Genomic DNA, 14,947 nt, shown 5'->3' on the forward strand with positions numbered 1-14,947 from the left:
CCTACGCACTCGGTGTGAGGCGCGTGACTCGACCGCTGCCGGGCAACCTACGGTCCCGTAACCTGGACGGGTGAGCGTGACGACGGAACCACCCGAGCCCGTAGTGGACCTCCGCCCCCGGCTGCGCGGGCACATCCACTTCTGGACGTTCTTCGGCGCCGTGGCAGCGGCGGCGACGCTGATCAGCCTGGCGGCTTCCACAGTGTCCCCGGTCGCGGCGCTGTCGACATCGGTCTACGGCCTCACGATCCTCGGCCTCTTCGGCGTGAGCGCGCTGTACCACCGCCGCCTGTGGAGCCCGGCGGCGTACAAGTGGATGAAGCGCGCCGACCACTCGATGATCTTCCTGTTCATCGCGGGCACGTACACCCCGTTCACCCTGCTGGCGATGTCCAAGCCGACGGGCTACGTGATCCTGTCGATCGTCTGGGGCGGCGCGGTCCTGGGCGTCGCGTTGAAGATGCTGTGGCCGCACGCGCCGCGCTGGGTCGGAGTACCGATCTACATAGCGCTGGGCTGGGTAGCGGTGTTCGTGTTCCCGGAGTTGCTGTCGCACGCCGGCGTGGCGGCATTGGTGCTGCTGTGCGTGGGCGGGCTGTTCTACACGCTCGGGGCGGTTTTCTACGCCGTGAAGTGGCCGAATCACTGGCCGGAGACGTTCGGGTACCACGAGTACTTCCACGCCTGCACTGTCCTGGCGGCGGTTTCGCACTACATCGCGATCTGGCTGGCGATGTACGCCTAGCTGCGCACGACAGCGCTCCGAGCCACCCCGTTCAAAGTCGACACGATCACCACGCCGATCACGAAGTTGATGATCGCGGTCGCCAGCGCGCTGGAACCGCCCAGGCCCAGCGGTAAAGCCGTGGCGATGGCCGTCAACAGGGTGCCGATCCACGTGAAGAACCGGGCGAAACGTGGCGTCGTCGCGGCCAGCAGGTGCAGCAGTGCCGTCGCCACGAGGGCCGTCCCTGCCGCGCACAGGGCGTACGTCGTCGTGTTCGCGGCGCCCCACGAGCCGTCTCCTTGCGGGGCCAGGACCGTTGCGTCGGACAGGGCACGGGTGATGACGATGCCCGTCACCGCCGTCAGCGCGGCCACCACCGCCGTTGCCGCTCCGCCGGCCCACAGGCGTCCTGCCTGCAGGCGGGGCGTCACTCGTCCTCCTTGGACGCCGGCAGGACTCGGCGCTCCAGCCGCTCCAGGAGCAAGGGGCCCACCAAGAGGAGCACCAGCACCACGGGCACCGTGTACACAGACATCACCTGCCCGCGTATCGGCGCAGGAAGACAGCCTCGGCGAGGGCCATCGCCGCCAGCTCGTGCGGGTCCACGCTCTCGTTTGGTGCGTGGATCCTCGCCTGCGGCTCCTCGACGCCCAGCAGGATCAGCTCGGCCGCCGGGAACGTCTCGGCCAGCACCGTGCACAGCGGGATCGAGCCGCCCTGGCCGAGGGTCGTCATCGGGGTGCCGTACGCCTCGCGCATCGCTTCGGACATCGCGCGGTAGGCCGGACCGTCGGTCGTGGCGCGGAACGGTGCTCCCGATGCTTCGGTTTCCACCTGGACGCGGACGCCCCACGGCGCCGCAGAGTGGAGGTGGTCCTTCAGGGCCGCTTCGGCGTCCTCGACCGCCGTGCCCGGGGGGACGCGCAGGTTGAGGCGGGCCGACGCCCGAGGGGTGACCGCTGCCGCCGAACCCAGGATCGGCGGGCAGTCGATGCCCAGGATCGTCAGCGCCGGACGCGCCCACACCATGTCCGCGACGCTGCCGTCGCCCAGCAGGGCCACGTCGTCGAGGACGCCGGCGTCCGCGCGGAAGCGGTCGGCGGGGTACTGCTCCCCCAGCCAGATTTCGTCGTGGTCCAAGCCCAGCACGACGGTGTTGCCGCGGGCGTCGCGCAGCGTCGCCAGGATCGCGACCAGCGCCGCCAGCGCGTCCGGGGCCGCGCCGCCGAACATGCCCGAATGCACCGCGCCGGCCAACGCCTCCACCGTCACGACGACGTTCACCATGCCGCGCAGGCTCACCGTCACCGCCGGGCGGCCCACCGCCGCGTTCCCGGTGTCCGCCACGAGGATCGCGTCGGCGCGGAACAGCTCCGGGTGCCGGGGCACGAACCGCTCGAGCCCGCCCGTGCCCTGCTCTTCCGAACCCTCGACCACCACCTTGAGGTGCACGGGGACGTCCGCGCCGAGCGCGCGCAACGCCGTGAGGTGCATCAGGACGTTCCCCTTGCAGTCGGCCGTTCCGCGGCCGTGCCAGCGTCCGTCCACTTCGGTCAGTGCGAACGGTTCCGTGCGCCACGCGGATTCGCCGAGCGCGGGCTGCACGTCGTAGTGGGCGTACAGCAGGACTGTGGGCGCCCCCGGATCCGCGCAGGCCCGCGACCCCACGACGGCCTTGCTGCCGTCGGGGGTCTCCTCCGGGCGGACGTCGAACCCCAGCTCGGCGAACTTCTCGACGATCCAGCCGGCGGCGCGGTCGCATTCCGCCGCCGGGGCCTGCCGCGGGTCGGCGACGGACCGGAACGCGACCAGCTCGGCCAGCTCCGCTTTCGCGCGGGGCATCAGGCCGGCGATCCGGGTGCGCAGCTGCATCATCCACCTCCGAGGTCGCCGGCTTCGAGGCCGGCGACGAAGCGCTGGAACCCGGGCAGTTCGGCCGGGCAGTAGATCGAGATGACCAGCAGTTCGCCGTTCAGCAGCCGGCCGTCGGCGACGCCCGGCCGGGCGCCCGGGCCGCCGCTGCCGTTCGCCGACCCCGCGAGCGCCGCCGCCTTGACCAGGGCCTCGTTCGGCGCGGCGCACACCGGCCCGCCGTCGTTCCCGAGGACGCGGGCCACGTCCGCGGGGTCCCGCATCCGGGCGCCGGCCACGGACAACGCGGACACGAGCTGCTCCGCCTTCCGCTGCGCGTCCCGGTCCGCCGCGGCCGAGCGCCAGGCGGCCAGGGCGACGACGACGAGGAGCACCAGGACGGCGGCAGCCACCCCGTACACGACGAACCGCTGGCGGGTGCTCACGCGGTCACCTCCGCCTGCTTCCAGGACGGCTTGCGGAACCGGTAGAACAGGATCGGGACGACGACGCCCAGCCCCAGCGCGCCGGCCGCCACCACCACGACGTAGCCGCCGGCGTTGCCGGACTCGAACTGGGACGGCGGGACGAACCCGACGACCAGGGCGGCCAGCGACGCCGTGAAACCGATGCCGCACAACGACTTCAGCATCGGCGCGCGGAAGCCCCGCGCGTGCCCGGGACTGGTGCGGCGCAACCGGACCGCGGCCACGAACATCAGCAGGTACGTGATCAGGTACACCTGGCTCGTGATCACCGAGAAGATCCAGTACGCGCTGGAGACGTCCGGGATGAACGCGTACAGCAGCGCGATCCCGGTGGTGATCAGCCCCTGCGCCACCAGGATGTTCTGCTGGACGCCGTGCTTGTTGAGCCGCTGCAGGAACGGCGGCAGGTAGCCCTCCTGGCGGGAGATCAGCAGCAGGCCCTTCGACGGGCCGGCCAGCCAGGTGAGCATGCCGCCGAGGGACGCGGCCACGAGCATGATCCCGACGACGGGGGTGAGCGCCTGCCAGCCGAACTCGGCGAACACCGCGTCGAACGCCTGCATCACGCCGGCGGTCAGCGACAGCTCTTCGCCCGGCACGACCCAGCTGATCGCCAGCGCCGGCAGGATGAAGATGACCAGGACCAGGGCCATCGCGAGGAACATCGCGCGCGGGAACTCCCGGCCGGGCCTGCGCAGGAACGACACGTGCACCGCGTTCATCTCCATGCCCGAGTACGACAGGAAGTTGTTGACGATCAGCACCAGGCTCGCCAGTCCCGTCCACGCGGGCAGGAGGTGGCCGGCGGTCATCGGCGCCGCGGACGGGTTCCCCCGGCCCAGGAACACGATCCCGAGCACCACCAGCACCGCGCCGGGGACGAGCGTCCCGACGATCAGCCCGCCGCTCGCGAGGCCGGCGACGCCCTTCGTGCCGCGGGAGGAGATCCACACCCCGGACCAGTAGGACACGACGATCACCACGGCGGTCCACACGCCGTTGCCCGCCAGCGCCGGGTCGAAGACGTAGGCGAGGGTGCTCGCGACGTACCCGAGCAGGCTCGGGTAGTAGAAGATCGTCATCGCGAACTGGCACCACACGGCCAGGAACCCGAGTGGTTTGGACAGGCCCTGCGCCACCCAGTTGTAGACGCCGCCCGGCCAGCCCGACGCGAGCTCGGCCGAGACCAGGGAGGTCGGCAGCAGGAACACGACCGCCGGGATGAGGTACAGCAGGACGCAGGCCAGGCCGTACACGGCCATCGTCGGCGACGGCCGCAGGCTGGCCACCGAGCTCGTGGTCATCAAGGCCAGTGCCACCCAGGAGATCCAGGTGGGGGCCGGGCTCGCCGGCCGGCCGGGTTGGTGCTGCTCACCGCTCATGGGCATCGCCCCCAGACAGGAGTTTCCGATGGCGCCCACAGGTTTCCGGCCCGGCGAGCGGTTCCGGCTCGCCCGTCAGGGGTGAGATCCGCACGCGAAAGGGGCCTCGCCGATTCAGCGAAGCCCCTTCCGCGGGAAAACCCTCAGCCGAACATCCCGGGCTGGTATTCGCCGGCCGGGTTCTTCGCGATCACGTTCAGCCGGTTCCACGCGTTGATCATCGCGATCAGGCACGTCAGGGCCGCGATCTGCTCCTCGTCGTAGTGCTTGCGGACCTGGGCCCAGGTGTCGTCGCTGACGCCTGTGTGGGCGTCCGCCAGACGGGTTCCTTCTTCCGTCAGCGCCAGTGCCGCGCGCTCGGCTTCCGTGAACACGACCGCTTCGCGCCACGCCGCGACCATCGCCAGGCGGACCGGGGTCTCTCCTGCCGCGGCCGCGTCCTTCGTGTGCATGTCCAGGCACATGCCGCAGCCGTTGATCTGGCTCGCGCGGATCTTCACCAGCTCCTGCGTGGCGTGCGGCAGCGACGACTCCTCGACCGGGCGCGCCGCCGCGATCAGGCGCTTGACGAACTTGCCGGCGAGCTCGTTCTCGAACATGTTGAACCGCGGTTCCATGACCGTTCCCTTCGTCGGTGTCACCGCATTGACGACGAGCGCGTCGCCGTTGTGACAGCACGGCCAGTGGCACCCGTCACACCGGCAGGACCTGCTCGGCCGCGTCGCGGGCGGCCGCCGACAGCTTCACCATGAAGCGCGCGAACTCGGCCTCCTCCGCCCGGTTGCGCGGCGGGGCCAGCGTCACCGTCACGCCGCCCAGGTGCAGCACCACCGCCGGCAGCGGGTGGTCCCAGCCGACGAACTGCATCACCACGTCCGCGTCCGCCGGGACGCGCCACATCACTTCGCACTGGTCCATGCCCTCTCCTTCCCAGCCCGGCGCGGTTACACACCTTCGCGCCATCCCCCACGCCTCCGGCCGCGCCCGGGACGCCCCCTCCGACCTGCGACGACACCCCGTACCTCGCCAGCGGGACGCGCTTCAAACCACCACTTTCCGGGGTCACCCACGGGTGCACCACGGCGGTTGCCGTGATCAACAACCCGGCCGACGGTGGCCTCACACACACCGACGCGCGAAAGGAGCAGCACCGCGATGGCCAAGACCATGCAGCCCCAGGAGCTCATCGACAGTGCCGTGGTCGACCCGGCCGGGAACAAGCTCGGGAAGGTCGGCAACGTCTACCTCGCCGACGCCACGCACCAGCCCGAGTGGATCACCGTCAAGACCGGCCTGTTCGGCACCAAGGAAAGCTTCGTCCCGCTTTCGGGCGCGCACACCGACAAGGACGGCGTGCACGTCCGGGTCGACAAGGACGCCGTCTCCGACGCGCCGCGCATCGACGCCGACGGGCACCTCTCGCCCGAGGAGAGCGCGCGGCTCTACCAGCACTACGGCCTGCCGATGCCGCGGACCTCGCCCGACGGCCGGATGGGCGACCGGACGCAAGGCCGCGACCCGGCGATGGGCGGCACCGGGAAAGGGCAGGCCGGTCGCCAGGCCGGAATGGCCGACACGGGCCAGGCCATGGCCGGCCGCGGTCATGCGGGCGCGAAGGGCAAGTCCGAACGGGACGACCAGGCCATGACGCGCTCGGAGGAGCGGCTCAACGTCGGCACCGAGCAGGTCGAGACCGGGCACGTGCGGCTGCGCAAGTACGTCGTCACCGAGGAGCAGCAGGTCACGGTCCCGGTGTCGCACGAAGAGGTGCGCATCGAGCGGGAGCCGATCAAGGACGGCGGCCGCGGCAAGGCCGAGATCGGCGAGGCCGAGCAGGACGTCGTACTGCACGCCGAAAAGCCGGTGGTGAGCAAGGAGACCGTGCCCGTCGAGCGGGCGCGGCTGCGGACCGAGACGGTCACCGACGAGGAGACCGTGTCCGGCAAGGTGCGCAAGGAGCAGTTCGAGGTCACGGACGACAACGGCAAGCACCGCCGGTCCTGACCGCCCGGAGCGGGCGGCCGGGCCCCGATCCCGGCCGCCCCCGGGTTCAGGCGGGCGCGGCCTGCAGGCGCGGCAGCCCCGCCAGCAGCCGCAGGCCCTTCTTCCGCATCGACGGCGGGATCGGCGGCATCGACAGCGTCAGCGCGCGGTCCCAGCCCTGGACGTACAGCTCGAACTTCACCAGGAAGCCGCTCGTGGGCTCGGTGATCGCCACCTGTCCCCGCGGGACGCCGAAGAGGGCCTTGCGCGGGCCGCCCGTCGAGGGGTCCGCTTCGAAGAACATCAGCTGCCGGTCGGTCAGCAGCAGGTACAGCTCGCGCTGCGTGGTGATCGAGAACAGCATGCCGCCGCTGAGGACGGCCGTGGCCAGCCCGAGGGCGACGCCTTCGCCGAAGACCTGGCGGACCGAGCCGACCTTGGCCATCGAGATCACTTCGGGCGTTTCGCCCGGTTGCATCATCGGCGCGGCGAGTTCGAGCAGGCGTCTTTCACGGCGTGAGCCCATGGCGGTTCCTTCGGGGAGCGGGAGCGGATGCGCAAGCGTAGATCACGCGAACCGCCCCCTTTCCCCGCCCCGGCAAGGGAAACCGGGCCAACCCGGCAATCAGGACTCGAGCATCGGTGCCGCCAGGAACTGCTCCGGGATGGCGAACGCGTCCACCAGCACCCGCGCGTGCGGGCGGAGCTGCGCGCACAGGTTGTTCACCGCGGACGTGACGGCCTTGCCGCGCGACGCCGTCAGGCGGCCGTGGCCCAGGAACCACGCCAGGTCCTCTTCGATCGCCGACAGCGCGTAGAGGTCGCAGACGCGCTCCAGCAGCGTGCGGGCGTCCGGGTCTTCGCACCGCTCGACGGCCGCCGCGAACGCCTCCAGGACCAGCCGCTCGACGTGGACGCGGCCCGCGCGCAGCACGTGGTCCTGCGCCGCGTTGAACACGCCGAACGGGTCCGACGCCGCCTTGCGCAGGCGCTTCGCCACCCCCTCGACAACGTGCTCTTCGCGGTCCTCGAACAGTTTCAGCTGCCACTCGCGGCGGAAGAAGACGTCCGAATCGGACCCTTCGGTGAGCGACTCGAGCGCCTTGCGCACGGACGTCCGCTCCAGGATCGTGCTGACCACCTGGTCGGTGAAGAACCGTGCGGTCGCCAGCGGCGAGAGGTCCTCGAAGTCGTGCTTGTAGCTGGTCAGCAGGCCCTTCGCGACCAGCTGCAGCAACACCGTGTTGTCGCCCTCGAACGTCGTGAAGACGTCGGTGTCGGCCTTCAGCCCGGGCAGCAGGTTCTCCGCCAGGTAGCCCGAGCCACCACAGGCTTCGCGCGCGGCCTGGATCGTCGCCGTCGCGTGCCAGGTGTTGAGCGCCTTCATCCCGGCCGCGCGGGCCTCCAGCTCGCGCTGCTCCTCCTCCGGCGCCGACGAGTCGATGTCGTGCAGCTTCGCCACCAGCTCTTCCTGGGCGAAGTGCAGCGCGTAGGTCTTCGCCAGCGCCGGCAGCAGTTTCCGCTGGTGCCCGAGGTAGTCGAGGATGACGACCTCGTCGCCGTCGGGCGTCATGAACTGACGACGCCGCTCGCCGTAGCGGATCGCGAGCGCCAGCGCGCGTTTCGTCGCGCTCCCGGCGCTTCCGCCGACGCTCACCCGGCCGCGGATCAGCGTGCCCAGCATCGTGAAGAACCGGCGGCTGTCGCTCTCGATCGGGCTCGAATACGTCCCGTCCTCCGCGACGTCGCCGAAGCGGTTCAGCAGGGCCTCGCGCGGGATGCAGACGTGGTCGAAGCTCAACCGTCCATTGTCGACGCCGTTCAGGCCCGCCTTCGGGCCGCAGTCCTCGATGGACACCCCCGGCATCGGCGCGCCGTCGGCGTCGCGGATCGGGACGAGGAACGCGTGCACACCGCGCTCCTCGGACCCGGTGACCAGCTGGGCGAACACGACCGCCATCCGGCCGTCGCGGGCCGCGTTGCCGATGTACTCCTTGGTGGCCATGGCATCCGGTGTGTGGACGACGAGGCCACCGTCCACAAAGGTCGCCGTCGTGCGCAGGTGCTGGACGTCGGAGCCGTGGCCGTGCTCGGTCATCGCGAAGCAGCCCAGCAGGTCCAGGTTCACGATCTCGCGGAGGTACCGCTCGTGGTGGCGCTCGGTGCCCAGCAGCTGGACGGCGCCGCCGAACAGTCCCCATTGGACCCCGGCCTTCACCATCAGCGACAGGTCTCCGTAGCCGAGCATCTCGAACGACGTCACCGAGCCGCCGACGTCGCCACCGCCGCCGTAGGCCGGGTCGAAGCCCAGGCCGGGCCGGTCGGTTTCGGCGAGGGCGCGCAGCTGGTCGAGCACCTGGGCGCGGTGCGCCTCGACGTCGAGGGCCACCGGGTCCCGGAACTCCGTGCCGGTCATCTGCGCGCGCACGCCGCGGCGCAGCTCGGCCCAACGGCCGTCGAGGACGGTGGTCAGCGCGTCCGGATCCACCTTCGCGGGCACTTCGGGGACGTCCACGGCTACCTCCGGATAGGACGTGCGGCAGGCTTGCTACTTGGTGGTAAGCCTGCCGCAGCCGCGCCGGTTCCGCAGGTCTCAGATCGGCTTGCCGTTCACCGTCGTGTTCGAGAACCGGGCGTTGTCCACGTATTTCAGCGTGTCGGACGTGTCCGCGACGCCGTCAAACGTGGAGTTTGCCACGCTGAAGCCGTGCACGTGGGCGTTCGCCAGCCCGCTGACGTCGAAGGTCTTGCCCGCGACCTTCGTGGTCGAGCAGTTGCTGATCGTGAACGGCCCGAAGGAGGGAGGGGTGCTCCCCGTCTGGTTGTTGTACGTCGCCGTGACGAACACGTAGTTGCGGGCGAAGGTGCCGTTGACGCTGTCGAGGTTGATGTTCTCCGAGAACCCGCCACGCAGCGTGTTCGACTTCACGTACAGCGCGAACTTCGTGTCACCCTTCACGGTGAGCTTGTACGCGTAGACGTTGCGGATCCCGCCGGTCTGCTCGCTGCCGCAGGTGATCGCGCCCCAGTTGCCGTTCATCACGCAGTTCACGACGACGAGGTTCTGGCACGGGACGTTCACGCGGCGCCCGTCGGCGTCGCGGCCGGACTTGATCGCGATGTTGTCGTCGTGCGCGCCGAGGTCGCAGTTCGCGATGACGACGTGGTCGCACGACTCCGGGTCGCAGCCGTCGGTGTTGGAGTGCGCGGTGCTGGGGTCGGTGCTGACGCCGTCGACCGTGACGTTGCGGCACAGCGTCGGGTGCAACTGCCAGAACATGGAGTTCTTCAGCGTGACGCCTTGGATCAGCACGTTTTCGCAGGCGTACGGCTCGACGAACGTCGAGCGCATGGTGTGCCCGGAACCCGGCACGACGCGCTTCTCCGGCGGGGTTCCCTTGGCCACCAGCGTTTCCAGGTACGCGCGGTCGGTGCCCTTGTTCCACGACGACGTCGCGGCGGCGTCGAGCGTGCCGCCGCCGGTGAGGCCGATGTTCTTTTCCCGGTACGCGTAGATCATCGGCGAACGGTTGACACACTCGATGCCTTCGTAGCGCGTCAGCACGTTCGGGAACTTCGAGGCGTCACCGCTGAATTTGAGCGTCGCGCCCTTTTCGAGGTGCAGGTCGACGTTGCTCTTGAGGTAGATCGCGCCGGTGAGGAAACTGCCGCCGGCCGGGACGATCACGTGCCCGCCGCCGGCCGCGTTGCAGGCGTCGACCGCTTTCCTGATCGCCGCGGTGTTGTCGGTCTTGCCGTCGTTCTTCGCGCCGTAGCCGGTGATCGGGAAGCTCCGGTCGGGGAACGCGGGGATCGTCGTGTTCGCGACGATGTCGTTCGCCGCCGGCCACGGGAGCGTGGGGACGTCGACGCGGTTCCGGCGCGCGGGCGCGGCCGGGATGCCGGGGACCAGTGAGACCGCCAGCGTGCCCTTGATCAGCTGCCGCCGGGTGAACCTGCCGTCCATGGACGCCTTCCTTCACGGGAAAGACCCTGTGCGACGGCGGAACCACGGCACGGACCGTGGGCACGACGAACTCTAGGCGCGGAAGCGGCTCCAGGTCCAGGCTTGCGCGGGCGGTGAAACTGCTGTCATGATCGGGACATGGCTATGCGAAAGGGCGTGCGCGCCCTCGTGCGGTGAGCACGCGACGGCGGGAGTCCCGCCGTTCCCCCGGACCCGGGCTGTGGTCCCGTGCCCTCGAAATCGCGAATTCCTGGCTGAGCCACGCGCTGAGCACCGAACCGGCCGACCGCCCGGCCGCCGAAGCGGCCATCTCGCGGCTTTACGAACTGGCCGGTGCGGCACCGCCGACGTTCTCGTGGGTCGCTTCACCTGCTGCGGCCGTCGAGGTGGTGCCGGTCGGGCAAGCGCTTTCCTGGGCCGGTGATCTGCCGCTCGAGGCGCGCCTGGCGACCCGCGTCCGGGCGCTTCGGGAGCGGCTCGACCAGCGGACCGGCGGCTGGCGCGACCGGTACCGGCTGCCGGACCGGCCGCCCCCGGACCCCCTGAGCGTTCCGCTGCGGGCGTTGCTGAACAACGGCTTGGGGCCGGTGCTGCAGCGGTCGATCCGGGACTCCGTCGCCGGTGCCCTGCGCGGTGGGCTCACGACACGGGCCGGGCTGCACTGGGGCGGTCAGCACGAAGCCCATTGGGTCGCCCGGTACGACCTGCACTGGCGGGTCGACGACGTGCGGTTCGACCCGGCCGACGATGGCGAACTGGAGCTGTGGGCCACGCTCGCTCGGTCCTGCGGCTGGTGGTGGCCGCGTTCGGACGTCTGCGTCGTCGCCGAACGGCCGCTGGTCCTGCGCACCGAACGCGCGGACGACGACTACGGCGGGATCCGCCTGCACCACGACAGCGGCCCCGCCGTGGCGTTCCCCGACGGCTGGACCGTGCACGCGTGGCACGGAACGCGGGTGCCGTCCTGGGTGATCTCGGACCCCACCGCGGATCGGATCGTGAACGAACGCAACGTCGAGGTGCGCCGGTGCGCGCTCGAGCACGTCGGCTGGCCGGCGTTCGTCGAGCAGGCCGGGCTGCGCCTGCTCGGCCGGGCCGGCGATCCCGGCAACCCGGGCTTCGAACTCCGGCTCTACGACGGAACCGCCCGGCACCCGGCCCGGTTGCTGCTGGTGGTCAACGGCTCCGTCGAACGCGACGGCACGCGCCGGCACTACGGACTGCGCGTGCCCGCCGACATCGACCATCCCCTCGACGCCGCCGGCTGGACGTACGGGCTCAGCGGAGCCCAGTACGCGCAGCTGCGGCGCCGGACCTGAACCCCTTGAGGTGACCCACGTGTATCTCGCTGAACTGCTCGACTCGACCGGGCTCGACGTCCTCGCCCACCTCGACCGGCAGGTCGACGTCCCGGTGATCGACGGTCTCCAGGCCCAAGGCGACCTGATCGTCATCCCGATGGAAACGACCGACGCATCTCCGCGGGGCCTGTGGCGCCCGCCGCCCGCGGACGGCATCGAACTGGTCCGCGGCGGCGACGGAACCAACCCGCACACCCTGGTCGGCTCGTGCGAGCTGACGATGGCGGTCCTCGACACCGAGCGGCTCGCGGTGGCGATCATCCGCAACGCCGCACCGGTGTACCTGGTGCACCCGGAACACGGCGCGACGGGCATCGCGCCGGGCCTCTGGCTCGTGCGTCGCCAGCGGGAGGACGGCGGGTACCGGCCTTCGGGCCCGGGGGTGCACCGGGGCGAAGCGGTGTTGATCGCCGACTGAGCGGATCAAGGCAGAGCGCGCGGGGTGCCGTCGAGGGGGCGGCACCCCGCGTGGTCGGACCGGGCCTGCGTCAGGCCCGGGCTCGGCGGCCAACGGCACCCCGCGGCTCCGGGTCAGGCCAGGTCGGGGCCCTTCGAGCGCAGGTCGTCGACCTTGCTCATCGCCTGGCGCAGGTCGCCCAGCCAGCTGTCCGCGTGCTCGCCCACCAGGCGCACCGCCCAGGCCAGGGCGTCCGAGCGCGAACGCGCCACGCCCGCGTCCACCAGGGTGTCCAGCACCAGGCGCTCCGGCTGGCGCAACCTCGTCATCACCGGGGCCGAGTGCGTCGTGAACAACACCTTCGTGCCGCCGAGGCGGGCGCCCCATGCCACTTTGCGCTGGTAGCGGTGCTCGGCCTGGCGCGCGATCTCGATGCGCTCGTCGCGCGTCTCCTCGCGGAAACGGCTGATCCGGCCGTCTTCGGCGGCCGCGCGGGCCGCGTCGTCCGCGTATTCCTCCGTCAATGGCTGCAGCTCGCCGACCACGATGATCTCCTCGCGGTCGACCGTGATCTCCGGCGCGCCGGTGAACCAGCCGTCGGGCAGGCGGCCGCCGAACCAGGCCGCCGCGTCGTCCGCCGGGGGCACCTCGGCCTGCTGCCAGCCGCGGCCTCCTCGCCATCCCCGTCCCATGTCGCACCTCCGCGATTACATGATTACATCGCTACTGACGCTACGCGGATTGCACGACAGGGGGGACCACGTTCACCCAGGGCGATCAGAGCTGGGCCGACAACGCCTCCGCGGACGTGACCGGCCGGTCGCAGACGTACCCGCGGCACACGTAGGCCGCCGCGGCGCCGTCGACCAGCGGGCGGTCCGCCAGCAGCGGCACGCCCGGCGCGTCCGGCTCGCCCGCCAGCACGATGCCGCCGCCGTGGACGCCCCGCGCCGCGGCGAGCCGCAACGCCGGGTCCGCGCCGACCACCGCGACCTGCACCGGACCGGCCTGCAGCGCCTCCGCGACCGACAGCCAGTGCCCGGCGAAGCGCGGCACCCGCGCGGCCAGCACGCCGACCCGGCGCAACGCCTGCTCCGCGGCCTCGCGGTAGCGCGACGAATCGTGCCCCGCCAGCGCCGATGCCGTCAGCAGGGCCCCCGCCAGGGCCGACGCCCCGGCCGGGCTCGCGTTGTCGCCCGGGTCGGCCGGGCGCTGGACCAGCGCCTCGGCGTCGTCGGCGGTGTCGAAGTACGCGCCGGGGACGTCCGGGGACGCGAAGTGCGTCAACGCCAGGTCGAGCAGCTTCGTCGCCTCCGTGAGCCACTTCGCGTCGCCGGTCGCCTGGTGCAGGGCCAGGAACCCGTCGGCGACGCAGGCGTAGTCCTCGAGCACCCCGGCCGACTCCCCGACGACGCCGTCGCGCGAACTGCGCCGCAACCGGCCGTCGACGACGTGCACCCGCAAGAGCAGCTCGGCCGCGTCACGCGCCCAGTCGATCCACTGTGGACGATCCAGGGCCACGCCCGCCTCGGCCAGCGCCGTGATCGCCAGGCCGTTCCAGGACGCGATGACCTTGTCGTCCCGGCCCGGCTGCGGCCGCTTCGCGCGCGCCTCCAGGAGCTTGACGCGCATCTCTTCCGGCAGGTCCCCGAACAGGCGCAGCGTCGACGCGCCGTCCTCGAACGTCCCTTCGGGAGTGACCCCGAAGAGCGAAGCCGCCGAGTCGTCGCCGAGCACTTCACGCAGCTGCGCCGGTGTCCAGACGTACGTCAGGCCTTCGACGCCGTCGGTGTCCGCGTCCAGCGAAGACGCGAAGCCGCCTTCGGGCGTCCGCAAGCTTTCGAAGAGGAACTCCGCGGTCCCGGTGGCCACGCGCAATGCCGTGGCGGAGCCCGTCCGCCGCCAGAGGTGGGCGTAGAAGCGCAGGAGCAAGGCGTTGTCGTACAACATCTTCTCGAAGTGGGGCACGATCCACGAAGCGTCGACGGAGTACCGCGCGAAGCCGCCGCCGAGCTGGTCGTAGAGGCCGCCGCGCGCCATCGCCTCGGCCGTCTTGTCCACCAGGGACAGCGCGGCCGCGGAGCCGGTGCGTTCGTGGTGGCGCAGCAGGAACTCCAGCACCATCGACGGCGGGAACTTCGGCGCGCGGCCGAACCCGCCGTTGACCGGGTCCGCCTCCTGCTGCAGCTTTTCGACCGCGCCCGCGAGCACGGCTTCGTCCACGACGGACTCCTGGAGCGGGCCGGTCTGCTCCGCGATGTGCGCGACGATCTGCTTGGCGCCGTCGACGAGCTCGGCGGGCCGCTCCTGCCACGCCTCGGAGACGGCGGCGAGCAGCTGGCCGAACGACGGCATGCCCGGCCGCGGCGCCGGCGGGTAGTAGGTGCCGCAGTGGAACGGCTCGCCGTCCGGGGTCAGGAAGCACGTCATCGGCCAGCCGCCCTGCCCGGTCATCGCCTGCGTGGCGGCCATGTAGACGGCGTCGATGTCCGGCCGTTCCTCGCGGTCGACCTTGATGTTGACGAAGTTCGCGTTCATCACGGCGGCGGTTTCGGCGTCCTCGAAGGACTCGTGCGCCATGACGTGGCACCAGTGGCACGCGGCGTAGCCCACGGAGAGCAGGATCGGCACGTTCCGCCGCTTCGCCTCGGCGAGCGCGTCGGCACCCCACTGCCACCACTCGACCGGGTTGTCCGCGTGCTGGAGCAGGTACGGGCTGGTCGCGCTCGCGAGGCGGTTCATGCCTCCAGGGTGGCACCCGCGAAAACCGGGCGCGCGGTCACCGTCCCTC

General features: G+C 71.2%; 15 protein-coding genes. 4 read left to right on the forward strand and 11 right to left on the reverse strand.

The genetic code is table 11. The features are described from left to right. The first annotated feature begins 103 nt into the window (after nt 1–103). Nucleotides 104–745: a PAQR family membrane homeostasis protein TrhA gene (trhA, locus tag ACYVLJ_RS01980; protein ID WP_451969813.1), complete on the forward strand. Its 642-nt coding sequence runs from the start codon at nt 104–106 to the stop codon at nt 743–745. Here the strand turns inward: trhA and ACYVLJ_RS01985 are convergent. The 6 genes from ACYVLJ_RS01985 to ACYVLJ_RS02010 form a co-directional block, all read right to left on the reverse strand. Beyond that, on the reverse strand, nt 742–1,158 hold the full coding sequence (locus ACYVLJ_RS01985; RefSeq protein ID WP_460437544.1) for a DUF6069 family protein: 417 nt from the start codon (nt 1,156–1,158) through the stop codon (nt 742–744). The two genes, trhA and ACYVLJ_RS01985, sit on opposite strands and share 4 nt — an antisense overlap. 103 nt (nt 1,159–1,261) lie before the next feature. After that, nucleotides 1,262–2,602: a M20/M25/M40 family metallo-hydrolase gene (locus tag ACYVLJ_RS01990; RefSeq protein WP_460437545.1), complete on the reverse strand. Its 1,341-nt coding sequence runs from the start codon at nt 2,600–2,602 to the stop codon at nt 1,262–1,264. Continuing rightward, entirely contained in the window at nt 2,599–3,024 is a 426-nt protein-coding gene (locus tag ACYVLJ_RS01995) for a hypothetical protein (RefSeq protein ID WP_460437546.1), read from the reverse strand. The genes ACYVLJ_RS01990 and ACYVLJ_RS01995 overlap by 4 nt, the downstream gene beginning before the upstream one ends. Continuing rightward, nucleotides 3,021–4,448 (reverse strand): APC family permease, encoded by a 1,428-nt coding sequence (locus tag ACYVLJ_RS02000; RefSeq protein WP_460437547.1) that lies wholly within the window; start codon nt 4,446–4,448, stop codon nt 3,021–3,023. Before ACYVLJ_RS02000 ends, ACYVLJ_RS01995 begins: the two co-directional genes overlap by 4 nt. Nucleotides 4,449–4,591: 143 nt before the next feature. After that, nucleotides 4,592–5,065: a carboxymuconolactone decarboxylase family protein gene (locus ACYVLJ_RS02005; RefSeq protein ID WP_451968205.1), complete on the reverse strand. Its 474-nt coding sequence runs from the start codon at nt 5,063–5,065 to the stop codon at nt 4,592–4,594. A gap of 76 nt (nt 5,066–5,141) precedes the next feature. Beyond that, nucleotides 5,142–5,366, reverse strand: a complete 225-nt coding sequence (locus ACYVLJ_RS02010; RefSeq protein ID WP_460437548.1) for a hypothetical protein — start codon at nt 5,364–5,366, stop codon at nt 5,142–5,144. 237 nt (nt 5,367–5,603) lie between these two features. On the opposite strand from ACYVLJ_RS02010, the gene ACYVLJ_RS02015 reads away from it, so the two are divergent. Next, on the forward strand, nt 5,604–6,452 hold the full coding sequence (locus ACYVLJ_RS02015; RefSeq protein WP_460437549.1) for a DUF2382 domain-containing protein: 849 nt from the start codon (nt 5,604–5,606) through the stop codon (nt 6,450–6,452). Nucleotides 6,453–6,498: 46 nt separating this feature from the next. Here ACYVLJ_RS02015 and ACYVLJ_RS02020 read toward each other — a convergent pair whose 3' ends face one another. The 3 genes from ACYVLJ_RS02020 to ACYVLJ_RS02030 all read right to left on the reverse strand — a co-directional run bounded on the left by ACYVLJ_RS02020 (nt 6,499) and on the right by ACYVLJ_RS02030 (nt 10,398). Then, nucleotides 6,499–6,957: a hypothetical protein gene (locus ACYVLJ_RS02020; RefSeq protein ID WP_460437550.1), complete on the reverse strand. Its 459-nt coding sequence runs from the start codon at nt 6,955–6,957 to the stop codon at nt 6,499–6,501. Between the two features lie 99 nt (nt 6,958–7,056). Further along, complete coding sequence (locus ACYVLJ_RS02025) at nt 7,057–8,946, reverse strand: acyl-CoA dehydrogenase family protein (RefSeq protein ID WP_460437551.1); 1,890 nt, start codon at nt 8,944–8,946, stop codon at nt 7,057–7,059. 78 nt (nt 8,947–9,024) lie between these two features. Continuing rightward, nucleotides 9,025–10,398, reverse strand: coding sequence for a glycoside hydrolase family 28 protein (locus tag ACYVLJ_RS02030; protein WP_460437552.1), 1,374 nt, complete (start codon nt 10,396–10,398; stop codon nt 9,025–9,027). Nucleotides 10,399–10,571: 173 nt separating this feature from the next. Here ACYVLJ_RS02030 and ACYVLJ_RS02035 point away from each other — a divergent pair, with 173 nt between their 5' ends. Next, nucleotides 10,572–11,717, forward strand: a complete 1,146-nt coding sequence (locus tag ACYVLJ_RS02035) for a DUF6745 domain-containing protein (protein WP_460437553.1) — start codon at nt 10,572–10,574, stop codon at nt 11,715–11,717. Nucleotides 11,718–11,736: 19 nt separating this feature from the next. Next, complete coding sequence (locus tag ACYVLJ_RS02040; RefSeq protein WP_460437554.1) at nt 11,737–12,177, forward strand: hypothetical protein; 441 nt, start codon at nt 11,737–11,739, stop codon at nt 12,175–12,177. A gap of 113 nt (nt 12,178–12,290) precedes the next feature. Here the strand turns inward: ACYVLJ_RS02040 and ACYVLJ_RS02045 are convergent, their stop codons facing one another. Together ACYVLJ_RS02045 and ACYVLJ_RS02050 are read right to left on the reverse strand one after the other, a co-directional pair. Further along, nucleotides 12,291–12,848 carry a hypothetical protein gene (locus tag ACYVLJ_RS02045; RefSeq protein ID WP_451968220.1) on the reverse strand — a complete coding sequence of 186 codons (558 nt, stop codon included), beginning with the start codon at nt 12,846–12,848 and terminating at the stop codon, nt 12,291–12,293. An 85-nt stretch (nt 12,849–12,933) separates the two neighbouring features. Next, complete coding sequence (locus ACYVLJ_RS02050) at nt 12,934–14,898, reverse strand: thioredoxin domain-containing protein (RefSeq protein ID WP_460437555.1); 1,965 nt, start codon at nt 14,896–14,898, stop codon at nt 12,934–12,936. Nucleotides 14,899–14,947 lie beyond the last annotated feature (49 nt).

The organism is Amycolatopsis stemonae, from assembly GCF_054781455.1.